The sequence below is a fragment of the Clostridium cavendishii DSM 21758 genome, from assembly GCF_900141845.1.
Classification (GTDB): Bacteria; Bacillota; Clostridia; order Clostridiales; family Clostridiaceae; genus Clostridium_AG; species Clostridium_AG cavendishii.
This window is the reverse complement of sequence record NZ_FQZB01000005.1, coordinates 338529-365471: the sequence shown is the minus strand read 5'-3', so window position 1 is coordinate 365471 and position 26943 is coordinate 338529. Positions and strand designations below refer to the sequence as shown.

Below are 26943 nucleotides of genomic sequence, written 5' to 3'. Positions count from 1 at the left end.
CCTTATTTTTTATTTTATAAATTTTTAATAATATCAAATAATTCTAAAGCTGCATTTTTAGGACCATCCTTTTCTAACCCAACTATAGCTAAGCTAGTTTTAATTTGTCCAACTTTAACATTGTTTTCAAACATTTTCCCAAAATAGTAATTTAAAAGCTTATCAGTCTCCTTTTGTTTTTGAGCTGGTCCGAAAGGATTTGCAAAGTACGATTTAACTAATCCCTTTTCAGTGGTGGTTCCTTTAGCCATTCTTGTGCCATCTTTAAATACTTCTATAGCATCTTTCACATTATCAAAATATTCTATAGCCTTTAATCCTTCTTTAACTTCCTCATAATTATTTGCATATAAAAATAAATTTACTTTATACCCCTTAACTATTTCATTGTAGCTAGCTACAGGCATAACAAGCCTTGCATTAGTTTTATCTGGATTCATAAAAATACTTCTATCTATTTCTTTAAAAGCATATCCTTGATCTAAATCATCAAGTCTTACAAAAGCTCCAATCTCTGTGCCATAACCATAAATTCCATCTTCTTTTAACTTTATAGTTCCCATATCATCAAAAACTACAGTCATATCACTTACATATTCTTCACTTAAAGCTCTAAAGGCTTCAAGACTTTCTGACTTACCTGCTCCACTATCGCCCATTATTATCACATTAGCTTCTTTTCCATTTTTAAGTATTATATTTACCATTGCTCCATGTATAGGTAAATACCCTCTTTTTATCATAATTAGATTATGAAGAGTTAGTATCATTTTCTTCATATATCCAAAATAGTCAATCCTTTCATGGTGATTTACATACCCTAACATAATATCATTTTTTAAATCATCATAAAAAACTGTTTTAAGCTCGCCATCACGTTCTTTCCCACCAAATACATATACTATATCTGGCTTTCTTCCTCTATATTCCTCAACCTTAGCCATTTCAAATAAATTACTTAAAGTTATACCATGATCCATGAAATCTCTATGGAAAAATATATAAGCTAAAAGCTCGCCCACTTTTGCAGGATAACAAAACCAATGATCCTTATTTATTGTAGCTTTATCTAATGGATTTTCAAAAACTTCTTTAAACATACCATCTCGTGTATTTTTCTTAGGATAAGTTATAAAAGGAGTTTCTAATGATATACTATCTACAAATGGTATGTCTTCTAATGATTCATACTCTTTAGGTATTGGCCAAATAACATTGCTTAGTAGCAAACAAGCATTTCCACCAGCTGGTAATTGCCTGAATACATTAGGCATATGTCCCAAAACATTTTTTTCTACTCTTCTATAAAGACTTAAAATAAGATTACAAAAATGAATGTTAGCTTCCACAAAAGAAACTGCTGCTATTCCTTCTTTTATTCTATTATTATAAATAACAGTGTATCTTTCAAGTCTTCTCCAATATGAATAAAGATCTTCTACTACACTTATAAACGCCTCTTTATTTTCTAAAAGCTTCTTTGCATTTTCATTGGAATCCATTATTTCCTTAAGTTCCATAACAGTTAAAAGCTTAAATATTACTGTAAGCTCATTCATTATAAAATTCTTATCTTCAGACCCCAAACTTGAAGCTAAAAATTTAAAATTATGATTATTTCTATTGATTGATCTAGTTAAATATGAATTTAAAATTCTTTTAAATCCTTCACTATTCAACAAAGTTTCATAGCTTTCACAATATTTTGTTGTAAAATTAATAGTAACCTTATCATTACTCATAGAAAATGATTTCTTCATGTACTATTGCCCCCTTTTATTTTTACATTCATTACCATTAAATTATAACACACATTTGCAATTTTAGAAATTTTTTTTTTCATTTTTCTAAAAACTTTTTCATTAAAAACTTTATATTTCCTTAATTATTATTTATTATTATTAGTTTATCACTTCTTTTTGAAGTTTATATTACTAAATTTATGCATTTCCAAACCTACTATTATCTTCTTTAGTAATTTTCAATTTATATTTGATTTTAAAAAATATATAAAATAAAAGGCACTATCTACAAAGATAGTGCCTTATTACTATAACTTATTTAAATTGTTTGCTATTTCATCATGTACTATTTTAGATAAGTCTTTAATCTCTTCTTTAGAGAGATTTTGTGGGTATATAGGTTTACCGAACATAACCTTTATATCTGCACTCTTAAATTTCTTTTTTTCTTCATAAGCTCTAAATGCACCGTCTATTGTAACAGGAATTACTGGAACATTAGCTTTAGTTGCTAACTTTAAGCTCCCTTTTTTAAATTCATTTATATTCCCATCTTTTGACCTGGTTCCTTCTGGAAATATAGCCATAGAATGTCCATTCTTCAAATTTTCCACACCTTCATTTATAGCTTTAATTGCTTCCCTTACATTTTCCCTATCAATAGGAACGCAATGAACTATTTTAAACCAAAATCCTAAAATAGGAACTTTCAAAAGTTCTTTTTTAGCTATAAATCCTATTCTTCTATTAGCACCACAAATAAGTACTGGTATATCTAAAATACTCTGATGATTTCCTATGAAAACACAAGTTTCATCTGGTATATTATCCTGCCCCTCATAAGTTACCCTAAGCCCTAATATGTTGACAGTAAACTTTGCCCAATTTAAAAATTTTTTAGTCTTATAAACTTCCACCCTTTTCCCATTTCCGAAAAATGTCATCATTCTTATACCTACACCTGCAAAAAACAAATGTATCATATATACTCCATATATAAAACCAATTAAGATAATTCTCACTTTAATTTCACCTCCGAGTATTTAAGTTTAAGCACATATAATTATACTTGTATCTTTAATAAAGTTCAAGAATATATATTTCTTACAAAATAAGCTATAATATACTTAAATGACATTCTAAACTTTAGCTCTAATTGATTGAGAGTAAGGAAAACATTAATTAAGTAAAATATTAAAATTATTTAACTATTTAACCAAGAAGAAAGGAAAATAAAATGAAGAAAAAATTATATTCAATTTTAATTTTAATACTTATATCAACCATAGCTTTAGCTTGTAATTCCAATACTAATAAATCCTTAAATAACAAAAACTTAACTGTGCATTATTTTGATGTTGGACAAGGTGATTCTATGTTAGTACAAGTTAATAATAAAAATCTTTTAATAGATGCAGGAACATCAGAAGCTAAAGATGAATTGATTAAAGATATAAAAGAGTTAAATATAAAAAAACTAGATTATGTAATAGCAACTCATCCTCACGAAGACCATATAGGTTCAATGGATGATATTATAAAAACCTTTGATATAGGAAAATTTTATGCTCCAAAGGTTACAACAAATACTAAGACTTTTCAAAATATGATTACAGAGTTAAAAAATAAGGGTCTTAAAATCAACACTATAAATAGTAACTCTAAACCTGATATAGATCTTGGAGCTGATACAAAATTTGAAGTTTTTGCTCCAAATAGTGAAAAGTATGAAAACTTAAATAACTATTCTCCTATAATTAAAATTACTTATAAAAACAATTCTTTTTTATTTACAGGTGATGCTGAGAGAATTTCAGAAAAGGAAGTCTTAGATAAGAATTTAAATGTTAAAGCCGATGTACTAAAACTAGGACACCATGGTAGTAAAACTTCTACATCAAAAGACTTTTTTAATGCTGTTAATCCTAAGATAGCAATAATAAGTGTAGCAAAGAAGAATGATTATGGGCATCCTAATAAAGAAACTATAAACCTTTTAAACAAAAGTGGCATAAAATATTATATGACAAGTGACGAAGGCACTATAACATTAAATTCAGATGGCCATTCTATAACAAAAGCTAAATAAACATATTTAATAAAAGCGACAGGCACTCAAAATAATTTTGAGTGCCTGTCGCTTTTATGGCTTATGCCATGCAACTTACATCAGCTTTTTCTTCTAATTCTTCATCTACAATTTCATTTAATTTTGCTTCTTCAGCTACTTTGTTTACAAGATTTTGCCAATGTACATATATATGAAATAAATTAACTACATCCTGTTCATTATATATCAAAATTTTTTCTATTTTATCTTTTGGCATTCGTTCAAAATATTCTCTATCCTTTAATACTTTATGGAATGTTTTAGCAAGATTCGAACCTGATATAAGTTCTCCTTCTCTTTCTATCCCAAATTTCTTTTCTAAAACCTTAAGTCCTACACCTTGCTTAAAAGTCTGTTCATAAATCTTTTGAATATCTATAGATGTAAAATGCTGATTAAAATCATAATTTATACCATATTTTTCAAAGAGGTAATTAATAACTGTGAAATCATTATTCCCTGAAAAGGTAACTATGTATTTTTTATTCAGCTCTTCTGTTAACCTATTAAAATACCTTTTAGCTAGATGTAATATATCTATAACTTCTCCTTTATTCTCAATCATATATTGAGTTACCATAAGTTTTGATGTTTCATTATCATAATAACAAGCACCAAAGACACCAACACATTTAGGTTTTTTATATACATAGTGTTCTAAATCAAAAAACACAGCCTGTTTATAGCAATCCTTTACCCCCTCAAAGTTTAAAACTAACTCTTCCGTTATGGAATCAACAAAAACTTCTCTCTCTCTAATAATCACTTTATCACTCTTTTCTATAAAATCTGAAATTTATTAGGTTCTAAAGAATATATAACATCTTTTCTTTCAATAATAATATTTATTTTCTTCATAACATCAATATCATTATGAATTTTATTTAAAAGCTCTTTAGTAGGATTAATGGCAAATGGATTTTTAACAGCTTTAAACATTGAAAAATCTCCTGAGGTATCTCCATAAGCATAGCTTTTACATATATCTATATCATACTTTTCAATAAACTCTGATATTGCTCTATTCTTATTATAACTATCCCACATAGGATACACTTCCCCAGTGTATTTATTCATATCATCTACTTTATAAATTGATCCTCTATAATTATCAAATCCATATTTATTAGCCATTTCACTTACAAGCTCTATCGGACTACCTGATATAGTTAGAAGTATATGACCCTGATCCTTATGCCATTTAATTCTATCTCTAGAAAATGTGTATACTCTTTCGCCTTTTTGCTCTATAACCTTGGATGCTATAAATTCTATATGTTCTTTTTTTATTCCTCTTATAGCTTCTATATAAATATCTATCATTTTTAATAAGTAACTGTCATAGTCACCTTCTCTCTTATCCCACTTTAAAAACTCAGGTCTTACTTCATTATACCATTTTTCTGGCTGAATAATCTCATATTTTATTAATTTTTTAAACATTTCAGTAATAAGACCTTCACGATATAAAGTTCCATCTATATCAAAAAATGCTGCTATATTTTTCATTTAAATCACCTCCTGCTATTAGTATATTATAAATATTAATAATTACTCTTTTCAAGAATTGTTTATTTTTTAACTAACTATTAAAAGTTTTTAATTTTTAAATTTTTATAAATTTAAAGGCAAGAAATTCAACTTTTAATTCTTTGTAAGATTCACTTTGGATAATTTTATGTTAATTTTATCATATTGACTTTAGTTTAACAAAGTGTTATTATTTATATAATGATAATGATATTCAATGTGAGGTGTTAATTATGTGCATTTGCGATTTAAAACCAGGTGAATGGGCTACTATAGATAATGTTTTAGGAAACGAAAATTTAGCAAAGAGACTTCTTTCTTTAGGTTTAATAGAAGGTACAAGTATTCAATTAAAAAGATTTGCTCCTTTAGGCGATCCTATAGTATTAAATCTTAGAGGTTTTGATATAGCTATAAGAAAAAATGACGCAAAAAATATTTTCATAAAATAAGTTATATTTTAAAAATAATAAAACAAATATGCAAATTATATTGCTAGTTATTTTGTAGAATATAACTAATTTTCAGGAGGAGTTTGAATGACAACTATTGCTTTACTAGGTAATCCTAATGTAGGAAAAACCACTTTATTTAATGAACTTACAGGCTCTAATCAACATGTTGGTAATTGGGCAGGAGTTACAGTAGAAAAAAAAGAAGGTTTTTATGAAAATATAAAAATTGTAGATTTACCTGGAATATATGCTATGGACACCTTTTCTAATGAAGAAAAAGTATCTAAAAATTTTTTAGAAAATGAACAAGTTGATGCCATTTTAAATATCGTAGATGCATCTAATTTAGATAGAAATTTATACTTGACTTTTCAGCTAAAGAAATTTAAAAAACCAATAATACTTGTTGTTAATATGATTGATGTGGCTGAAAAGAAAGGAATTATATTGGATTTAGACGAGCTTGAAAAAAAGCTTAAGGTTAGAGTCATTAGTCTCGTAGCTTCTAAAGGCACGGGAATTTCTGAAGTACAAAATATTATAAAATCAAATAATTTTGAAAAATTTAAAGATGATATTAATTATGATTTTAAAGATGAAGGTGAAACCTATAGATATATAGAAAGTATTCTAAAATCATCAATTAAATCTAATAAAAACGCTGATTCATTGAAATCATCTGAAAAGATAGACAAGGTATTTTTAAATCCATTTTTAGCATATCCACTATTTATATTAATAATGATTATTATATTTGAATTTACCTTTAGCTGGGTAGGACTTCCACTATCAGATCTTTTAAAGGAATTTGTATCTAATAATCTCTCGCCATTTATAAGTAACCTTTTAACTGGAACTTCTCCATGGTTTAAATCTTTAATAGTTAATGGAATAATAGCTGGGGTTTTTAGCATAATAGCATTGTTACCAGTTATACTTGCTTTATTCTTTTGTATTAGTCTATTAGAAGATAGCGGATATATGGCAAGAGTTGCTTTCATAATGGATAAACTTATGAGAAAAGTAGGTCTATCTGGAAAAGCATTTATACCAATGGTTGTTGGCTTTGGATGTTCTGTTCCAGCTATAATGTCTGCTAGGACACTAGAAAGCGAAAAAGACAGAAAGCTTACAGCATTACTTGTCCCTTTAATGTCTTGTAATGCTAGACTTCCTGTATATGCTATATTTGCTTCTGTATTTTTTAAAGGTCACGCTAGCTTAGTTGTTGCATCATTATACTTTTTAGGTGTAATTATGGCATTTCTAATAGGCTTATTATTTAAAAATACAATTTTTAAAAAAGATGAAGAACCTTTTATAATAGAATTACCTGAATACAAATTACCAGAACCCAAAAATGTTATTAAAAACACTTGGGATAAGGGAAAAGGTTTCTTAAAAAAAGCAGGAACAGTTATTTTCGCAGTATCTGTTTTAATATGGTTTCTACAAAATTTTAATTTTAATGGAATAACATCTAATATAAATGATAGCTTTTTATTCTCTATAGGCAGTTTTATAGCTCCTGTATTTAAACCTTTAGGTTTTGGAACTTGGCAAGCATCAGTTTCACTTTTGACTGGAATACTTGCAAAAGAAACAGTATTATCTACAATGGAAGTTATTTATTTAGGAGATTTATCCACTGTACTTCCTAATTATTTTACTCAAATTTCAGCATATGCTTTTATGGCATTTGTTCTTTTATATACACCTTGCGTATCAGTTATAGGAGCAATGAAAAAAGAATACGGAAACAAGATGACCTTATTTTCAATAACTTACCAACTTACTTTAGCTTGGATAGTAGCCTTTATAATTTACAATTTAGGTTCTCTAATTCTATAGACCTTAATTTTAAAAGAAGGTGATTTAAAATGGAAATCTTCATAACAATATTAATAGTGCTTTTAGCAATATTTATAATTTTAAAAAATATAAAGAATTCATCTAAGGGACAATGTAACTGCGGAAGCTGTTCTTCTCATTGTCCTAAGTATAAAAATAAAAAATAATAAAATCCACTATCTAGTTAGATAGTGGATTTTATTATTTTTTCTATATTATCATAATTTAAGTCTTTTTGATTAAGCTCATTTATAAGTCTAGAAGCATCTTTTTTAGATAATTCTTCATAATTTATATGAGATAAATTTAAAGATTTTATTTTTATTAACTTTTTAATAAAGGATCTTTGAGTAGGTAATGCTAGGCTTTCCTTTTTTAATTTTCTGCTTTTTATTTCTTCTAACAGTTTAAAAAGCAACGGAAGATATAAAACGTCTTCTATATTATGAAGCATTATTTTATTTTTTAATTCTTGAGCATTAGTTTCTAAATATTCAAAAAATGCTTCTTTACATTCTTGTCCTGTTAACAAATCTTCTCTATATATCCCAACATGAGACTCTATTTCTTTTAGACTCATTCCTTTTAAGTTTAATCCTTTTTCGTAAGGTGCTATAAGTCTATAAAAATCCTTATGTTCATTAATTAAAATAGAGCTTAGATTCAAAATTTCCAATCTTCTCAAAATAAATGGCTCATCAAATGCCAATCCATTAAAAGAACACCAGTAATCCTTTGATTTACTTAATCTTATAAACTCCTTTAAAAGCTCTTCTTCATCAAGTCCAAAAAGAACAGTAGCTTTATAAAAATCCCCCTTAAATCTCCCTATAGATATTGAAAATATCTTATCTACATCCTTATTAAATCCAGTAGTCTCTATATCAAAAAATATAGAATTTTGAAGATTATATTTATCTATAAGGATATTATCTAAGGGTGATTTTATCACCCTATTAATAATCTCCATATCTATTACATCTTTTCTACTACATCTAAACCTATAAGATTTAAAGAGTTCTTAATTACTTGACAAGTGGCTTCTATAAGTTTTAATCTTGCAATCTTTAATCCTTCATCTTCTATGTTTAGAACATGATGTGCATTGTAGAATTTGTTGAATGCCTTAGCCACGTCTATAACATATCTAGTTAAAATTGATGGTTCTAACTTTTCTATTGCATATAGAACTGATTTATTAAGTCCTTCTAAAGTCTTAGCAAGTTCAAATTCTTCTTTTGATGTTAATTTTGAAAAATCAGCTTCTCCAGTTATATCTTTTGCATTTAAAAGTATACTATTTGCTCTTGCATAAGCATATTGAACATATGGACCTGTTTCTCCTTCAAAGCTAAGCATTTCCTTCCAATCGAAAACTATATCTCTTTCTCTTGAATTTTTAAGATAAGTAAATAATATAGCTCCTATACCTATCTTTTTAGCTACATCTTCTTTATTTTCTAAGTTAGGGTTTTTTTCCTTTATTGTTTCTAAAGTTTTAGCCACTGCTTCACTTAATAAATCTTCAAGTAAAACTACATCACCTTTTCTTGTCGAAAGCTTTTTATCAGCAAACTTAACTATACCAAATGGTATATGAACACAATCCTTTGCCCATTCATGTCCTGCAAGTTCTAAAGTTTTAAATACTTGATTAAAATGAAGTATTTGATCTTTACCAACTACATAAATACATTTGTGGAAGTCATATTCCTTCTTTCTATACATAGCAGCTGTTAAATCTCTTGTAGCATAAATTGAAGCTCCATCTGATTTTACCACTATACATGGTGGCATATTGTATTCATCAAGCATTACTACCTTTGCACCATTGCTTTCAGTAAGTATACCCTTAGTTTCAAGCTCTTTAACCATGTCATCCATTTTATCGTTATAGAAGCTTTCCCCAGCCCAAGAATCAAAGTCAACACCTAAAAGATCATAAATTTTGTTGAATTCTTTTAAACTTAGATTTCTAAATCTCTTCCATAGAGCTACGGCTTCTTCATCACCTTGTTCTAACTTTTTAAAATAAGCTCTTCCTTCATCCTCAAGCTCCGGATTTTTTTCAGCTTCATCATGGAACTTAACATATATTCTTAAAAGTTCAGTTATAGGCTCTTTTTCTAAAGCTTCTTCATCAACCCATCTCTTATAGGCTGATATAAGCTTACCAAATTGAGTTCCCCAATCACCTAAGTGATTTATTCTAGTAGTATTGTAACCCTCAAAGCTTAACATTTTATATAAAGAATGTCCTATAGCTGTTGTAAATAAATGTCCTACGTGAAATGGCTTTGCAATATTTGGTGAAGAATATTCAACCACAACATTTTTACCTTCTCCATCTTTAGAAGAACCATATAAATCACCATCTAATAATACTTTTTCAATTATATTTTTAGAAAATGCTACTTTATCTACGAAAAAGTTTAAGTATGGTCCTAAACATTCAATTCTTTCAAAGCTTTCTTTATTAATTTGAGATGCAAGTTCTGTAGCTATAATATTTGGTGCTTTTCTCATAACTTTTGAAAGTTGGAAGCATGGAAAAGCGAAATCTCCCATCTCTGGTCTTGGTGGTATTTCAATAAGCTTACTAATAACTTCTAATTCTAAATCCACATGTTCTTTAATTCTTTCTGCAACTAAAATTTTATAATCCATAAATATCTCCTCCTAGAAATAGTTTTGACAAATTTAAAAAATGTGATACAAAAAAATAAAGTCCTGTCTCTATTCAAAGAGACGGACTATGTTCCGCGGTACCACTCAATTTGGTAGAAATGTTCTACCCACTTAATAACTTAACGAATTTAACGGCTTTTATTACTTATACATAATATATACTTTCATAAAGCATCTCCAAGGTTCTACTTCACTAAAACATAATCTATAGGGCTTACACTCTACCCCTATTCGCTTGAGATCACCATTAAAGCTACTTTCCTCTTCTTAGACTTTAAATATTAATTTAAATTAATTATATATTTATAGTACAAATATTGTCAAGGAAAAATCCTGCTTATAAATTTTTTAATATAATTTTATAACCACTCAATTATTTTAGTGAAGTAATATTTATAATTAAAATATTACTATAAGTAAATACTTTAATCTTGGATTCTGGGTAATATTAACTTTGTCATGTCAATGAGTATTAGTTGCATTAAATATGTTTAGAAGTATAGATAATTAACTATATAACTATTTGCTCATTTTATAGTGGTTCTAAAGAATACTAAACAACTGCTCCATTATCACATTTATTTCCCCAAGCATCAATTAAATTGTTATTTTTATAAATACAAATAATCTCACAATTATTAGCACACTTACCACATTCAACTCCTCTGGTTTCAAAATTCATTTCTGCTATATCAAAATCAAAATTTTGTTCTTTTCCTGAGTTTTTAGCAAGTTTAGCTACCCCTAGAGCTCCCATTAAGTGTCCATATTTATCCACATATATTTTTTCTTCTGTTTCTTCTTCAAATGCTCTTATTACTCCAACATTTTTACTTACTCCACCTTGAAATACTATTGGCGCTTTTATAGCTTTTCCTTTTCCTACATTGTTTAAATAATTTGTAACAACAGCCCTACATAAACCAGCTATAATATCTTCCTTTTTATGACCTATTTGAGCCTTATGCACTAAATCTGATTCAGCAAAAACAGTACATCTAGCAGCTATTTTTGTTGGATTCTTTGACTTTAATGCTAACTTTCCAAATTCTTCAACTTTCACTCCCAAACGTTTAGCTTGAGACGATAAAAATGAACCTGTTCCTGCGGCACATAAAGTGTTCATTGCATAATCAACAACTATTCCATCCTGCACTAAAATAATTTTAGAATCTTGCCCTCCAATTTCAAAAATTGTTCTTACTTCTGGATAAATAGAAAGTGTTCCTATAGCATGTGCTGTAATTTCATTTTTAACAATTTGTGCATTAAGAATTGTACCTATTAACTTTCTTGCTGACCCTGTAGTTCCTACCGCTTTAACTTTAATATCTTTTCCTTCTACTTGCTTTTTTAAATCATGTATTAATCTTTTAACAGCATTAATAGGATCAGCTTCTGTCCAAATATATTTTTCTGCTATTATATTATCATCGCTATCTATAATTACACCTTTTGTTGATATAGAACCTATATCTATTCCTAAATAACATTTTTGCATTTTTCTTTCTCCCTCTTCATAGAAATCATATCATAAAATGCTTCTAATCTTGTTTTTATTCCTGTTTCAGATGATTGCGAATCGAAACTAAAATATAATATTGGCATGTTATAATCATTACTTATATTTTGTAACATTGGCATTGCATTTACCTCTGGAGTACAGCCAAATGGTTTAAAATGTATAATTCCATCGTAGCCAGCTTCCGCAAGTTGTTTTGCTTTTGATACACTATCAGTACCATCCGCTCCTATTGTATACTTTAAATATTTACCTGAATTTTTAATTAAATCTTTGGCTTTTGGATGTTTTTTAAATAGATACGTTACTGTTATAAATCTTGTTATTTCAATTCCTTTTTTAGCCAATTCTTTCTCAATAAAATAGCTGCCATATGGTTCCATAACAGTATACAATTCGCCTACAATACCAACTCTAATTGGATTTTGAGGTTTATTAATTGATACATTTTTAAATAATGTATCATATTTTTTATATAAGCTTTTAATCTCTTTAAAATTATTAATTGTTTTTATTTCGTTTAAAAAATTTTTTTGTAATTTTTCAAAGCTTCCTTTCTTAACTTCAAACCCTATATTTTCTCTAATATATTCTTCTATGCTATCTATTACTTCAACCATTTTAAATGTTAATGAAAAATAATATGTAAATTTTCTTAAAGAAAGCTTCGGATTTAAATTTTTAAATATCCCATATGTAGAAAATGGACTTAAATCATCTGTATTTAAAATACTTAAAAATTCAAAATCATATCCAATATCTTTTAAAATTTGCTCTTGAGTTTCTCCATAGTAACCAAATCTACAACCACCACCTGCTTGCACTAAAAAATTTGCTCCAGCCTCTAAAGCTTCTATATAGTTTCCTAAATTATACTTAAACGGTACACAAACAAAATCTGGGCTATATTTACTACCTAATTCTATAGTTTTTTTTGTTATTGGAGGCGGTATTAAAATCTTCATATTTAATGTATTTTTTATTAAAAACTCTATTGCAACATAATAGTTACCTATATGTGGAAAACTAATTATTCTTTCTTTATTTGCCATTAGTTATTTTCCTCCTATTATTTCTTTCTTTAATTATGTCAATAAAACTTTCTATCCTTGTATAGATTCCTGCCTCCCCCTGTAATTCATCTAATATAATATTCGTCATAGGTATTCCTTTTATTTTTCTAAGACACAACTCTGTTACTAATGAATCAGGCCCACAAGGAAATGTAGATAAAAATATAATTCCATCTATTTTATTTATGTAATGTTGCATCGCGCCTATTAATTCTTTATTATATATCCAATATAAAGTTTTTGAAATTTCCTTTGATCTTTGCATTACTTCTTCTTTATTAGCCACATCTGAATATATAGGTACAACATCAAAACTTTCTAAAAATTTAATTATCGGATATCCTATTAATTTATCATATATATTGTAAGGATGTGAAACTATTAAAATCTTTAACTTATCACTATTCTCTAATAATTCTTCCTGAACTTTAACTTTCTTATGATTATAATAATCTTCCATTTTTTTAGCTTTTAAATATGCTTTTAATACTTTTATATAGTCCTTCCCTAATGCTCTTCCCATTTTCATAAAACCTTTAAATTCGCTTTGTTTTTCTTCTATGTCTATATTGTAGTCCAACAATTTCACATTTCTAAAAGTGTTATTAACAATATCATATAATGCATTAAACTTTGTACAAACAACATCCTTTTTACCAAAGTTAACAATCCTAGGAACTAATATGTAATCAACTTTATCTATTAAATAATATACATGCCCCATATAAATCTTAGAAGATAAACAACTTTCATCTATTGAATTAGCAATACCATCTTTTAATATTTTTCTATTTGTTTCAGGACTTATCAAAATTTTACAGTTCAATTCCTTAAAAAAAGTTTCCCATAAATACTTATATTTAAAATATAAAAAAGCTCGTGGTATGCCTATTATAGTCTCCTTTTTCATAATATCAATCCTTTCAAAAACTCAATATGCTAATAATTTAACCAAAACAAATTAAATTTATTCAAAAATACCATATATAATCTACATTTTAAATTAAGTTAATCTTTTAGGTATAAGCACACTTACGCTAAGAGATACCCCATTAAAATATCTCTACAAATTGATACTAAAGACGTTATATTTTAACAATCTTATTTATCCTATATTTAATTAATAAATATCATTTAAATGAAGCGCTTATAAACAATATTTATTTAAAATTAAATCAAATTTATAATATTAAAAAACATACCTTCCTCGTTATAATTCACAGGAAGGTATGCTTTTTAACAAATATTTTTATATAACTTCTTTTATATATTTCTCTCTGCTTATTAAATAAAATATAAATTGAACTATTACACCTAATCCTAAAACTAAAAATGCCTTTTGCATTAATAACTCTACTATTCCTGTATTAGAAGATAATACATATAAATAGTATGTCCCAAGTCCTCCACCTACAAGCATTGGTATAAAGAAGGTTATTCCTAATTCTTTACTTATTGTAGACTTAAGTTCTTTTTCTTTGACACCTATTCTATTTAATGATTCTATTCTTTCCATTTCACTATCTATATCTGATAATACTTTATAATAAAGTACCACTCCATTAGATATTACAAACAATGCACCTATAAATATCATTGTAAAGAATATAAGCCCATTTCTATTTAACTGTAATCTTATTAATTCTTCATTATATACTGGTCTGTAACACTCTTTAATACCTCTTTCACCTTTTAAAGTTTCATTTGAAATTGTGCCTTCTCTCCAATATGAATAATCTAATCCATTATCATCTCTTAAGTAATTTACTAACCCTTTAAATGAATCATCACCATTTTTAACATTTAATAAATGTGTTTTTTCCACTGATGAAGCAGGTAAATTATTTTTTAGTTTATTATAATCTTCATCATCTAATACAAGCGCGTTTAACGATAAATATTGACTATTATACGCGAAATTTGTAAAAGGAACACCTTTCTTTACTTCTATATTTTTCTTATCTAAATATAAAGACGTGGTTTGTCCTATTATATTTTGAAACTCTTCTTTACTTATCTTATTATTTTTGACTTTTGGATTGTTTTTAACTTTTTCTAAATCCGTCTTGTTAATTGTAGCCAAAATAACTGTTGGTTGCTCAAATTCCATTTTTTCATTAACTACTGTTATATACATAGCCTCATTAGGCTTAATATCTATATTAGTTCCCATATGCTTATTATAATTTGTTTCACTTATAACAGAATCTTTACCACTATTTAAAGATAATTTTGAATCTTCAATTATAAAACTAGGCACTGCTAACTGTTCTAATACTTTATAATCTTTTACAACACCATTATTTTTTTTTATAACCTCTTCTACATCATCTTTTTTTACCTTATTATACTCATTTGTTTCAACAAAAAAAATATCATATGGGCGATCTTTCTCCACATATTCCCTAGTTGCAGTATATAGTGAATAACTAAAACCTACAAAAAACATAGCTCCAGCTACTAATAATGAAAGCATATATAAAACATTTTTATATGCTAAAAATCTATGTGATAAATTTGAAAGTACAAGTATATTTTTATTGTAAGTCCTAGGAAACTTACTTAGTATATTTTTTACTATTGATATAAGAGAGCCTATTAAAATATATGGACATATTATAGTTAAACTTATAAATACCCAAATTATATATTGCTGGTCCTTAAATATTTCTTTTAATAATGTTTTAGGAACACAATAAATCGATACTACTAATAATATTAATGCTACTATTCCTAAAATAATATTTGATTTACCTATTTCCTTTTTCTTTGATGATTTTATAACATTTATTATAGATACCCTTCTTATATAAATCATATTGAATATAACATTAGCTAAAAATATTAATATAAAAACACCTAAACTCAATAAAAAACTTTTATAATTCAGTTCATAAGGAACTGGAGTTATCTTTAATATTTTATTTAGCCCCATATAAAACAACCTTCCAAATAGTACTCCAAACAAAATCCCTGTTCCTGCTGCGGATAGCATTATTCCTAAGTTCTCCACTATAATAAGTCTACTTAAGTCCTTTGTTGTCATACCTAAGGTCATATACATCCCAAACTCTTTACCTCTATTTTTCAAAAAAGCTACATTAGTATATGTTATGAAAATTATGGAAAATATTATTAGTCCCATTAAAGAAGTATTTACAACCTTATCTAAAGATGTTTTATACGAGTTTTCTAATATGATTCTGTTAAATGCTAAACTACCATACATAAATAGCATAGCTACAATCAATGAATTAACAAAATAAAAAGAAATATACTTATTAAAATTATGAATAAAATTTTTTCTTATTATAGAAGAGAAAGTCATTAGTTATCCCCTCCTATAACACTTTGAACCTCTAATATTTTATCAAAAAACCTTTTCCTGTCGCCATTTGATGTTATTTCCATTTTTATTTTTCCATCTTTAATAAATATAATTCTCTTACAAAATGATGCTGCAAATGGATCATGAGTTACCATTAAAACAGTACTATCAATTTCTTTATTCATTCTACTTATTGTTTGCATTATATTATTAGATGATTTTGAATCAAGATTTCCAGTTGGTTCATCTGCAAATATTATACTTGGGTTGTTAATTAATGCTCTTGCAGCTGCTACCCTTTGTTTCTGACCTCCTGAAATATGATATGGATACTTTTTATTTAGATCTTCTATATCAAAAAAAGACATAAGATTAAGAACTCTTTTATTAATATCCTTTGGTTCTACCTTATCTAAAATAAGAGGAAGAGCTATATTTTCCTGTAAGGTTAAACTATCTAATAAATTAAAATCTTGAAATATATAACCTATATTAGTCCTTCTAAATAAGGCTAACTCGTCCTTTTTCATTTTACTAATATCTTTATTACTTATAATCACCTCTCCCGAAGTACTCTTATCAACTCCTGAAAGTATATTAAGTAGTGTAGTTTTGCCACTTCCACTTGGTCCCATTATACCAACAAACTCACCTTTACTAACGTTTAAACTTATAGCATCCAATGCTACTACTTCTTTTGCTCCTTTATAGGAATTATAAACCTTTGTTAAATTATTTACTCTTAAAATATCCACTTCACTATACCTCTCTTCTTTAAAGATTAACATTATGAGCTAATAAATATAAACTCAAACTATAATCTTATTATAAAAAGGACTCTGTAATACTGAAATGGATTCACCTTACATAATCTTACATTCTTGAAAGCTTTAAATAACCCTCTAATTATTAAGTATTATTTTAACCTGTGTTTTGTCTCCTAATTCTGAATCAATTTCAACAACATGTCCAAGTTTATTCGCTATAATTTTTACCATATAAAGTCCTATTCCTGTAGCACTTCTTTCTTTTCTTCCGTTATTTCCAGTAAAGAATGGATCAAATACTCTAGGTAAATCTTCTTTACTAATACCTATGCCTTCATCCTCAATTATCAATTCTATTTTATTTTTAACTTTATTAGTTTTTATATTTACAGAACTTCCACTATGACCATTAGAATATTTTATAGCATTAGATATTATCTGTTCTATCATATAAGAAAACCATTTTTTATCGGTATAAACATAAATACTCTCATCTATGTCTACCTTAGGAAATACCCCTTTATATATAAAATCTCTTTTTTTTGCATTAACTATTTCATTAATAATCATTCTGAGATTACAAGAATCTGTCATATAATCTCTTGAAAAGTCATCTAATCTTAAAATATTTAAACATTCTTCTAAATTCTTTTTAAGCGTAGCATTTTCTTCCTTTATATCTTCCATGCACTTATTATTTTCTCCATTCAGAGCACTTTTTTCACAAGCCAAATCTATTACAGTTATTGAAGTCTTCATATTATGAATCCACTTTGAAAACAAAGTATATCTATCCTTTATGCTTTGATCTAGCGAATATATTCTATTAAGATAGTCATTATGTATTTCTTTTATTACACTTAATATTTCCATCTCATTAGCATTAACTTTATTATTTCTATAATTAGGACTTTTCTTACTATCTTCAAGCTTTTCCAAAAAATTTCTATAATTTATAGTTTCAAATATAAAATATACTAATATTACTGAACTACTTAATAAAACTGGATATACTATCTCACTATTTTCAAATAACAAAAGATAAAACAATATTAACAATGAAGAATTTATAAAAAGTGCTATAAAATCTCTCTTTTTTATCTTTAATACTTTAACTATCAATTCCATTAAAGACATAACCTACACCTCTTTTAGTTACAATAACATTATTTATACCTAAGTCACTTAATCTCTTTTTAACCCTTGTCATATTGACTGTTAAAGTATTATCATCAACAAAAACTGTATCATCCCATAAAGCTTCTAACATATCTTCCCTTGTAACAACTTTTCCAGTATTTTTTATCAGTATATTTAGTATTCTATATTCATTTTTTGTAAGCTCTATAATTTGATCTTTATACTTTAACTTCATACTTTCATGAATTAAAAACAATTCGCCTTGGCATTCATTCTCTACCTCACTATATTCACATACACGTCTTAATAAAGCATTAATCTTAGCAAGTAAAATTCCTACACTAAAAGGTTTAGTTACATAATCATCAGCACCAAGTTCCATTCCACGTATTTGCTCTCCTTCATCACTTCTCGCTGAAAGTATTATTATAGGTGTATTATATGATTTTCTTATAAGTTTTAAGAAATAAAAACCATCAAACTTAGGTAAATTAATATCTAAAACTATTAAATTTGGACTAACTTCATTTACAGTCTCCATTACAGTATTAAAGTCTTCAATTGTAGTAACACTATAATCATAAGCTTCTAAATATTCACTAATGTACCTTTTTAACTTTATATCATCCTCTATCAATAAAATCTCCATTTTTCCTCCTGATAACTAAATTTACAATTTTTATTATACTATATCTTAATATTAAGTTCCAAATACTCGTTATACTTTTTAATATTATAAAAACTACTTACCAAGATGCCTTTAGCATTTTAATAAGTAGTTTTATACTATAAGTAAAGTATATCTTAATATAAATATTCACTGTATATTGCTTAGTATTTCAAGTTTTTCTCCAACCTTAATGTCTTTAAATATTCCTACTCTTCCTTCTATAATCATTTTACATTTTTTTTGTGGAAATACAACTTTTCCTGGCTTAAGAGCATCTGTTTTTTTTATCACTTCCATGTTTTCATTTATGAATAATACATCAATATCAAAATTCATAAAAAACGTATGAATACTATTACAAGGTTTAATTAAAATTGCTTCATGGTGTGGATTTTTACGAAACATAAGACCTAAAAATCTTTTTATAAAGCTATCCGCTATAAATATTTCTGATATAACTTTTGATTGGTATAATAAATTTTTAACCACCTTTATCACTCCTAAACAAATATATTAATCATTTTTATAACGGCTGGACCAAGTATAATTATAAAAATAGAAGGAAATATAAAGAAAATTAATGGAAATAACATCTTGATAGGAGCCTTCATAGCTTTTTCCCTTGATACTTGCTTTCTATGTTCCCTTAAATTTGCAGATTCAATTCTAAGTACTCTACTTAAGCTTACTCCTAGTTCATCTGCTTGTATTAAAGATGTAATTAACATTGAAATCTCCTTTAACTCACAACGGTCACTCATATTCTTAAGTGCTAATTTACGTTCTATTCCCATCCTAATCTCTTTAAGACTCTTTGCAAATTCATCGCAAAGATCTCCATTTATATTACTAATAACTCTAGCTATAGCTCCATCAAATGATAATCCAGCTTCAACACTTACTGTAATTAAGTCTAAAGTATATGGTAAATCCTTTAGCAATTTCTTTTTTCTATCTTGAATTTTCTTTGCTAAATAGAAATTTAAAAAGACATTTATAGATACTATAACAAGTACTATAAGAACTAAAGACTTCATAATATTAGGTTCAACTAGAAACGATACTATTCCTATAATTAATGATGAAAATAAGATAATAATACTTCTAATAAATAACCATTTTTCTATGTTAATATTTTTTAAAAGTCCTGCTCTTTCTAGTTTTTTATTAATCATTTCTCTTTTATGCCTTGGAGTAATCTTTAATAATGTTTGACTAAAATCATTATAAAAAGGTAAAATAATTCTTTCGAAAAAGGATTCCCTTTCTAGCTTTTTTTCATTTGTCATATTAATATGCTTAAGATTATTAAGCCTTTTTTTAATTTTTATTTGGTCTTTATTTAAAATAGATAATATACTATATAAAAAAAAGAATATTGATAAAAAGAATATAAGAATTGAGATATATAGCATATATTTTTCTCCTTTCTTTACATATCTATATTTATAATTTTCTTTATCATTAATAGTCCAATAACTTCATTTAAAATAGCCGCTACTATCATAATCAAGCCAGTAGATGTAGTAAATAGTAATATCATATATTCTTTATTAAAAAGATAAATTGTTAATCCTAGAAAAATTGGAATAAGCGCTACAATAATACCTGATAATTTCCCCTGTGCTGTTAATGTTTTAAGCTCATTTTTTATCTTTTGCCTTTCTCTTATAGTTTCTGATATATTATCTAATATTTCTGATAAATTTCCCCCTATATCTTTTTGTATTAAAATAGCATTCACTACAAGTCTAAGATCCTCTGATTCAATTCTAATAATTAAGTTTTTTAAAGCCTCCTCTTCAGAAATTCCTAAGCTCATCTCTTTAAGGAGTTTTTTAAATTCCTTTGAAAAAGGATCCTTTGTTTCTTCTGATACGACCTTTATAGCCTGTAAAAATGAATGACCAGCCTTTAAAGAGTTGGAAATTATGGTTATCCCTTCATTTAACTGACTATCAAAAAGTTTAATTCTATCCTTTTTTCTTTTTGCTATTACAAATCTTGGTAAATTCCATACTAAGCTAAATACCAAAATCATAATAAAATAATCTTTAAAAAGTGTGAAAGTTAAAAAAGTAAGAACTGAAGATGAGAGTATCTTTATAACTAAAAACTCCTCTATTGTAATAGGTAAATCAGCTTTCAGAAGATGATTTTCAAGCTTTTTATCTTTATTTAACATACTCTTTGGTATAAGCGTACCCATAAATTTTAATATGCCTATACTATTTTTCTTATTATCTTTTAGTTTTTTATTAATTATATAATCATTATCGAAATATTTAAGTTTATTAATTGCCTTTTCTTTATTAAAAATATTTAGTAATATTAAGCTAAAAATTATCCAAACTAAGAAAAATAAAGATATTATTATAACAATTATCATAAATTCTCCCCCCATTTTTAAGTCAGATTATACTCATATATTCGCATAAGTATTGTTACAACGTAAGTTCCATTAACTAAGTTGAAATTTAAAAATATCATTTAACTTTGACTTACCAAATGCAAACTTCATAGCCTTACTTAAATAAATCTTGTGGTATATTTATTCCTTGTTCTCTAAGCTTTTTCACAAACTTTGGCATAATACCTGTATAAACAAATTCTCCTTTTACCTTTCCTTTAACATCAACACCTTTTTGTTCAAATTTAAATATATCTTGAAGAATTATCGTATCTCCTTCCATACCTTGAACCTCTGTTATGTGAGTTATCTTTCTGCTTCCATCCATAAGTCTTGATTGCTGAATTATTAAATTAATTGCTGATGAAACTTGATCTCTAATAGCTTTAATAGGAAGATTCATACCAGACATAAGTACCATAGTTTCAATTCTTGATAACATATCTCTAGGAGTGTTAGCATGTCCTGTTGTTAAAGAGCCATCATGACCAGTATTCATAGCTTGAAGCATATCAAGTGCTTCTCCAGAACGAACTTCTCCTACAATAATTCTATCTGGACGCATTCTTAGACTATTCTTAACTAAATCTCTTATTGCAATTTCTCCCTTTCCTTCCACATTTGCAGGTCTTGTTTCAAGTCTTACAACATGTTCTTGCGAAAGCTGAAGCTCTGCAGCATCTTCTATAGTTACTATACGTTCATCATTTGGTATAAAAGAAGATAGAACATTTAATGTAGTAGTTTTCCCACTTCCAGTTCCACCTGAAACAACTATATTAAGCCTACCCTCTACACAACATTTTATGAATTCTGCCATCTTTGGATTAAGTGTGTCAAAATTAACTAAATCATCTACTTTAAATGGATCTTCTGCAAATTTTCTTATTGTAATTGAAGGTCCATCAAGAGATAGTGGTGGGATTATTGCATTTACTCTTGATCCATTAGGAAGTCTTGCATCTACCATAGGCGAACTTTCATCTATTCTTCTTCCGATTGGTGCAACAATTTTTTTAATAACATGAAGTACATGATTATCATTTTTAAATTTTGCATCAGTAAGTATCAGCTTCCCATTTTTTTCGATATATACATGATTAGGACCATTGACCATTATTTCGGTAACCTTATTATCTGTAAGTAAACCTGTAATGGGACCAAAACCTATAATTTCATCTAATAACTCTTCTTTTAATTTTTTCTTTTGATTATTAGTCATATTAAGTGACTCTTCTTCTATATTTTTACTTACTATATAATCAATTTTTTGCTTTAATTCTTCATTATGATCAGAGAAATCTATATCAAGTTGATCAGGAATTTCATTAAAATCTATATCTAATTCTTCAATTACTCTATTTTGAATTTTTGTTTTTAATTCATAATATGGATTTATTTGTTTTTCATTTTGTTTATTAATCTTTTTATCTCCATTTATCTCTTCTAACCTTTTCATTAAAGACATTTTTTGCTCCCTCCTCTTAGATTAAGCTTTGGCACATCATTTCTATTGCTTTCCCTATTTTTAATTTCTGATAGTTATTATTACAAAAAGGCTCTCCCTTATTTATTGAATTAATAACTATCTTCTCCTCATCTGGTATAACTGCAAAAATACCATTTTTGAAAGCATCCTCTACTTCATTTTTACTTATTCCATACTTTGAATTAAATCTATTTATAACAAGTTTGACCTTTTGGTTGTCATATCCAAGCGATTCCATAACTTCAAGCCCTAATTTTGTATTTTTAAGTGCTATAATATCCAAAGTTGAAACTAAACATATTTTTTCTGATACGTCTAAAATATAAAGGGTAATATCATTAAAATTTATACCTGTATCCACAATAATTACATCATATTGATTTTTGGTTAAATTTATTATATTTTCAATGTTTTCCTTTACTATATATTCTGCTGTTTCCGGTTTAGGTGGAGCAAACAATATGTCAAGATTTCCGTTACACTCATATAAACAAGATTTTATTTTTTCATAAGAATCTATTTGTCCATCTTCTACAGCATTAAAAATATTTTTTTGATTATATTGATTAACTAACATTCCTATATCACCAAATTGTAAATCCAAATCTATAAGAAGTACTTTTTTATTTTCTGCTTTACTTAAAACAAGTGCTGTATTAACTGATAAAACTGATTTTCCAACTCCACCTTTCGAACTAAAAAATGATATGATTTTTGTAGTTCTTGTTTGTCTTATACCTTCTACCCTATTTATTTGTCTTGTTTTATATTTTTGATAAGTTGTTTCTATAGTTTCAATTAATGAATCATAATTAAAAGGTTTTATTATATATTCTTTAGCTCCATGAAACATTGCCTTCTTTAAATATTCACTTTCAGCTTGCACTGACATTATAATCACCATTACATAAGGATACTCAGTTGTTATTCTTTCAGTTGCTTCTAATCCATTTAATATAGGCATATTTATATCCATTAAAACTACATCCGGTTTAATTTTTGGTATAAGTTTAAGTACCTCTTCTCCATTATCAGCTTCTCCTACTACCTCAATATTTTCTTTTTGTAAGCTAAGTATCTTTTTTATAACATCTCTTGTTTCTTTAATATCATCAGCAATTAGTATCTTAATCTTGTCCATACTTTCACCACCCTATTTTACTATTGGAATCTTAACTATTTCTCCAGTTAATATCAAATCATCTGGTATATTGTTAGCTTCCTTTATAATAGTAAATCTACTTTCATCTCCATAAAATTCCTTACTGATTTTTTTTAATGTATCTCCTTGCTTTACTGTGTAGCTTGTATATTTTTCATTATTATTAGTTACAACATTTTCTCCAGTAAAATCCCCTTTATTATATTCATTAACAGCGAGTTCTTTTAAAGTAGTTCCTTTTGTTTCTATATGGACATCTTCTTTTAAAGGTCTAAGTACTAATTTGATGCTTCCTATACTTTCAGCCAACACTAATTTTTCTATTTCTGAAGAACTAACTGATAATGTTACTAAAAAGTTTGTTAATGTTTTTTCTTTCTCAGCTGCCTTATTCTTTATATTTTCTTCTCTATTAATTTTTTTATCTACTGCTAATACCTCAATATTTTGTAATATAATTTTTGCCATATCCTTGTTGACTGTTCTAGCACCATCTTTCTTCTCTCCTATATAAGTAATAACATCAACAAAATCTTCTGGTTTTAACAAATCCGAGACTCCTGAATCCCCTGTAACGCTAATAGAAATTGCTCTATGATTACTATCTATTTTTAAGCTAAGCTCATCTTCATTTTTATCCAAAAGATTGTCATCATAAAACACCTCATTTTTTGAAATACTTTCCTTTGTATATTTTCCAATAATTTTTGAAGCATCCTTAACAGAATTACCAAAAACAGGGGTATCTGTAACTTCCATCTCCTTAATCATTTTTTTATCTATAAGAGTTCTTGGAGGTATTGCTTCAACAGCAACTAAAATTTTTGTCTTTTTATTTCCTTCATTTTGTATTCTTAAGGATTTCAAATATAAAAAAACAGTTATGGAAGTAATCAATGCTAAAATAAAGGATAAAATTATTAATTTTTGAGCTATACTTTTCATGTTAACCTCCTTATTAGCCTTAGTGAGCTTATATAAAATTTCAACTTATAAAAGCTCATATAAGCTCACCTTTTATTTTGACAATTTTGCACCATATGCACCTGTATCACTTAAATTTTCATCAACTTCAGAATTCAAAACATATTTAATAAACCTTCCATTAATTTCTATATTGCCAGCTCTATTATTTACATTCTCTACATAAAATTCTGCAAATCCTACAACTAATACTGACTTTTTTCCATCCAAAACTAAAGAATCCACTAATGGAATTGTCCATAATCTTATAGAGCTCCTTGGAAAATTGTTGAAAGTACTATTCTCCGAATTAATAAAATTTTTTATATCATTACAAACTCCTGCTATATTACCAGGTTCAGTATCTATATAATCACCTACCGATATTGTTCCACTATACCCATATAATGCATTTCCTCTAAAAACATTTGCTCCGCTTCCACCAAGTGCAACCACACCATAATTTCCATGATATCCATCACCTGCACCTTCTTTAAGCGTTACTAAATCCCCATAAGAAAAGTTATAATTTTCTACTGCCAAAGGTCTTATCCCACCTTTTATTGATTTTATAGGTGCAACAATAGCTTTTGTTTTAGCATTCACTTCACTATTTCCTATACCTATCATAGACGCAAATATGTGATTTACATTCTTGACTGCTGATATTTGAATACTCTTGTAATCAGAACTAATAATTACTTTAGCTTTATTTGGATCTACATTATTCTTACTTAAATACTCTATAGCTATACTTTTCGATTTTATATAATCATTTGGTAATTCAAGAGCTGCTGCTAATGCCGCTGAATCAATTGCATTTGATAATTTTATTTTCTCTACATAAAGCATCCCTATATCAATTACATAAGCTGTAAACCCAAATAATGCAGTTACAAGTAAACATAAAATAATTGAAATATTTCCCTTGTTATCTAACTTTCTCAAATTCAACTCACCTCACTCAACTCTCATGGAAGTTTGTCCATTCAATACTACTATATTATTAAAAAGATTGCTTATAATTGGAACTGTTAATTTATAATTATAACTTACCTTCACAGTAAGAGTATCTCCTGGTTTTCTAGTAATTTCATTAGGAGTTATATTTACTGTTAGACTTTGAGTATCCAAACTAGGTGAAATAGTTTTAATTAAGTTCTGAATCTCAGAGTCTGTACTTCCTATAATTCCATTTCTGGCTCCTTCCCGTGATGCATTTTCAATACTAAGATAAGTATTTAGTATCATTCCAAACTGTATTATTCCCATAACTAATATAAGAAATATTGGAAGTATTATCGCAAACTCGACTAGTGCCTGTCCTTTTTGGTTTTTCAAGTTTTTCATAATTTTCACGTCCTTAAATGAAAATTTAATCTCTAATCTAATTATTTGAACTTAATTAATATTCCAAATATCAATTTATTTGATATAACTCCCATTAAGGTAAATTTATAGCTTCTTTATCTTTATAAATATTAGGTTTAAAAATTTCTCTATTTCCTAAATACCCTAATTAATTTCTTGTAATTAGGGTATTTTAAAAAATTTGTAGCAGAACTAGATTACTCTTAATTAAGAGCATTTATTATTTCTTGAAATTTTGCTGATATTGCTGGCCCTAATAATACTAATACTGCTATAACTACTACCGCTACAAGTCCTATAAGTAATGCGTATTCAACCATACCTTGTCCTTTTTCATTTTTTAAGGTTCCTACTAGATGATTTTTAAATTTTTTTATCATTTTAAATTCCCCTCCTTTATTTTTTTATTTAATTAAGAGCATTTATTATTTCTTGAAATTTTGCTGATATTGCTGGTCCTAGTAATACTAATACTGCTATAACTACTACCGCTACAAGTCCTATAAGTAGTGCATATTCAACCATACCTTGTCCTTTTTCATTTTTTAAAGTTCCTACTAGATGATTTTTTAGTTTATTTATCATTTTTAATTCCTCCTATTTTGTTTTTTTGTGTTCTTCTTGTCTTTATTATATCCGCATATCCTTCAGTTTTGCAGATTGCAAAAGTCA

At 27.1% G+C, this 26943-nt stretch carries 27 protein-coding genes and 1 other annotated feature; of the genes, 4 read left to right on the top strand and 23 right to left on the bottom strand.

The window, feature by feature from the left end:
• Positions 1–14: 14 nt before the first annotated feature.
• Entirely contained in the window at positions 15–1760 is a 1746-nt protein-coding gene (locus BUB01_RS05565) for a phosphoenolpyruvate carboxykinase (protein WP_072985693.1), read from the bottom strand.
• 290 nt (positions 1761–2050) lie between these two features.
• Positions 2051–2764 carry a lysophospholipid acyltransferase family protein gene (locus BUB01_RS05560; protein ID WP_242958367.1) on the bottom strand — a complete coding sequence of 238 codons (714 nt, stop codon included), beginning with the start codon at positions 2762–2764 and terminating at the stop codon, positions 2051–2053.
• A 215-nt stretch (positions 2765–2979) separates the two neighbouring features.
• Here BUB01_RS05560 and BUB01_RS05555 point away from each other — a divergent pair, with 215 nt between their 5' ends.
• Positions 2980–3831: a ComEC/Rec2 family competence protein gene (locus BUB01_RS05555; RefSeq protein ID WP_072985692.1), complete on the top strand. Its 852-nt coding sequence runs from the start codon at positions 2980–2982 to the stop codon at positions 3829–3831.
• A gap of 61 nt (positions 3832–3892) precedes the next feature.
• On the opposite strand, the gene BUB01_RS05550 is transcribed toward BUB01_RS05555, so the two are convergent.
• Together BUB01_RS05550 and BUB01_RS05545 are read right to left on the bottom strand one after the other, a co-directional pair.
• A complete protein-coding gene (locus BUB01_RS05550; protein ID WP_072985691.1) occupies positions 3893–4618 on the bottom strand; it encodes a ribonuclease H-like domain-containing protein in 726 nt (241 codons plus the stop codon).
• A 14-nt stretch (positions 4619–4632) separates the two neighbouring features.
• On the bottom strand, positions 4633–5361 hold the full coding sequence (locus BUB01_RS05545) for an HAD-IB family hydrolase (RefSeq protein ID WP_072985690.1): 729 nt from the start codon (positions 5359–5361) through the stop codon (positions 4633–4635).
• Positions 5362–5615: 254 nt separating this feature from the next.
• On the opposite strand from BUB01_RS05545, the gene BUB01_RS05540 reads away from it, so the two are divergent.
• The 3 genes from BUB01_RS05540 (at position 5616) to BUB01_RS05530 (ending at position 7855) form a co-directional block, all read left to right on the top strand.
• Positions 5616–5834, top strand: a complete 219-nt coding sequence (locus BUB01_RS05540; RefSeq protein WP_072985689.1) for a FeoA family protein — start codon at positions 5616–5618, stop codon at positions 5832–5834.
• 87 nt (positions 5835–5921) lie between these two features.
• Positions 5922–7688: a ferrous iron transport protein B gene (feoB, locus tag BUB01_RS05535; RefSeq protein ID WP_072985688.1), complete on the top strand. Its 1767-nt coding sequence runs from the start codon at positions 5922–5924 to the stop codon at positions 7686–7688.
• Between the two features lie 29 nt (positions 7689–7717).
• Complete coding sequence (locus BUB01_RS05530; protein ID WP_072985687.1) at positions 7718–7855, top strand: FeoB-associated Cys-rich membrane protein; 138 nt, start codon at positions 7718–7720, stop codon at positions 7853–7855.
• A gap of 17 nt (positions 7856–7872) precedes the next feature.
• Here the strand turns inward: BUB01_RS05530 and BUB01_RS05525 are convergent, their stop codons facing one another.
• From BUB01_RS05525 to BUB01_RS05435, 19 genes are all read right to left on the bottom strand, one after another.
• Positions 7873–8658, bottom strand: a complete 786-nt coding sequence (locus tag BUB01_RS05525; RefSeq protein WP_084108393.1) for a ribonuclease H-like domain-containing protein — start codon at positions 8656–8658, stop codon at positions 7873–7875.
• Between the two features lie 5 nt (positions 8659–8663).
• Complete coding sequence (argS, locus tag BUB01_RS05520; protein WP_072985685.1) at positions 8664–10355, bottom strand: arginine--tRNA ligase; 1692 nt, start codon at positions 10353–10355, stop codon at positions 8664–8666.
• Positions 10356–10429: 74 nt separating this feature from the next.
• Positions 10430–10654 (bottom strand) — a binding site (T-box leader).
• A 275-nt stretch (positions 10655–10929) separates the two neighbouring features.
• The gene (locus tag BUB01_RS05515) at positions 10930–11877 is read right to left on the bottom strand and encodes an acyl-CoA dehydratase activase (protein WP_072985684.1); all 948 of its coding nucleotides are present in this window, start codon (positions 11875–11877) and stop codon (positions 10930–10932) included.
• Positions 11859–12950, bottom strand: a complete 1092-nt coding sequence (locus BUB01_RS05510; protein ID WP_072985683.1) for a 2-hydroxyacyl-CoA dehydratase — start codon at positions 12948–12950, stop codon at positions 11859–11861. Before BUB01_RS05510 ends, BUB01_RS05515 begins: the two co-directional genes overlap by 19 nt.
• A complete protein-coding gene (locus BUB01_RS05505) occupies positions 12940–13881 on the bottom strand; it encodes an acyl-CoA dehydratase activase-related protein (protein ID WP_072985682.1) in 942 nt (313 codons plus the stop codon). Before BUB01_RS05505 ends, BUB01_RS05510 begins: the two co-directional genes overlap by 11 nt.
• A 339-nt stretch (positions 13882–14220) precedes the next feature.
• Positions 14221–16299: an FtsX-like permease family protein gene (locus BUB01_RS05500; RefSeq protein WP_072985681.1), complete on the bottom strand. Its 2079-nt coding sequence runs from the start codon at positions 16297–16299 to the stop codon at positions 14221–14223.
• The gene (locus BUB01_RS05495) at positions 16299–17054 is read right to left on the bottom strand and encodes an ABC transporter ATP-binding protein (RefSeq protein WP_143152454.1); all 756 of its coding nucleotides are present in this window, start codon (positions 17052–17054) and stop codon (positions 16299–16301) included. Before BUB01_RS05495 ends, BUB01_RS05500 begins: the two co-directional genes overlap by 1 nt.
• Before the next feature lie 147 nt (positions 17055–17201).
• Positions 17202–18203, bottom strand: a complete 1002-nt coding sequence (locus tag BUB01_RS05490; RefSeq protein ID WP_072985679.1) for a sensor histidine kinase — start codon at positions 18201–18203, stop codon at positions 17202–17204.
• On the bottom strand, positions 18178–18855 hold the full coding sequence (locus tag BUB01_RS05485; protein ID WP_072985678.1) for a response regulator transcription factor: 678 nt from the start codon (positions 18853–18855) through the stop codon (positions 18178–18180). The genes BUB01_RS05490 and BUB01_RS05485 overlap by 26 nt, the downstream gene beginning before the upstream one ends.
• Before the next feature lie 168 nt (positions 18856–19023).
• Positions 19024–19365 carry a DUF192 domain-containing protein gene (locus BUB01_RS05480; RefSeq protein ID WP_072985677.1) on the bottom strand — a complete coding sequence of 114 codons (342 nt, stop codon included), beginning with the start codon at positions 19363–19365 and terminating at the stop codon, positions 19024–19026.
• 11 nt (positions 19366–19376) lie between these two features.
• On the bottom strand, positions 19377–20291 hold the full coding sequence (locus BUB01_RS05475; RefSeq protein ID WP_072985676.1) for a type II secretion system F family protein: 915 nt from the start codon (positions 20289–20291) through the stop codon (positions 19377–19379).
• 17 nt (positions 20292–20308) lie between these two features.
• Positions 20309–21265: a type II secretion system F family protein gene (locus tag BUB01_RS05470; protein ID WP_072985675.1), complete on the bottom strand. Its 957-nt coding sequence runs from the start codon at positions 21263–21265 to the stop codon at positions 20309–20311.
• A 136-nt stretch (positions 21266–21401) separates the two neighbouring features.
• Positions 21402–22754: a TadA family conjugal transfer-associated ATPase gene (locus BUB01_RS05465; RefSeq protein ID WP_072985674.1), complete on the bottom strand. Its 1353-nt coding sequence runs from the start codon at positions 22752–22754 to the stop codon at positions 21402–21404.
• A 16-nt stretch (positions 22755–22770) separates the two neighbouring features.
• Positions 22771–23916, bottom strand: coding sequence for a CpaE/TadZ family protein (locus tag BUB01_RS05460; RefSeq protein WP_072985673.1), 1146 nt, complete (start codon positions 23914–23916; stop codon positions 22771–22773).
• A 12-nt stretch (positions 23917–23928) separates the two neighbouring features.
• Positions 23929–24882, bottom strand: a complete 954-nt coding sequence (gene cpaB, locus BUB01_RS05455) for a Flp pilus assembly protein CpaB (protein ID WP_072985672.1) — start codon at positions 24880–24882, stop codon at positions 23929–23931.
• Positions 24883–24954: 72 nt separating this feature from the next.
• The gene (locus BUB01_RS05450) at positions 24955–25848 is read right to left on the bottom strand and encodes a pilus assembly protein TadG-related protein (RefSeq protein WP_072985671.1); all 894 of its coding nucleotides are present in this window, start codon (positions 25846–25848) and stop codon (positions 24955–24957) included.
• Between the two features lie 12 nt (positions 25849–25860).
• Entirely contained in the window at positions 25861–26250 is a 390-nt protein-coding gene (locus BUB01_RS05445; protein ID WP_072985670.1) for a TadE/TadG family type IV pilus assembly protein, read from the bottom strand.
• Between the two features lie 224 nt (positions 26251–26474).
• Positions 26475–26651, bottom strand: a complete 177-nt coding sequence (locus BUB01_RS05440; protein ID WP_072985669.1) for a Flp family type IVb pilin — start codon at positions 26649–26651, stop codon at positions 26475–26477.
• 28 nt (positions 26652–26679) lie between these two features.
• Positions 26680–26856, bottom strand: coding sequence for a Flp family type IVb pilin (locus BUB01_RS05435; protein WP_072985668.1), 177 nt, complete (start codon positions 26854–26856; stop codon positions 26680–26682).
• Positions 26857–26943: the final 87 nt, after the last annotated feature.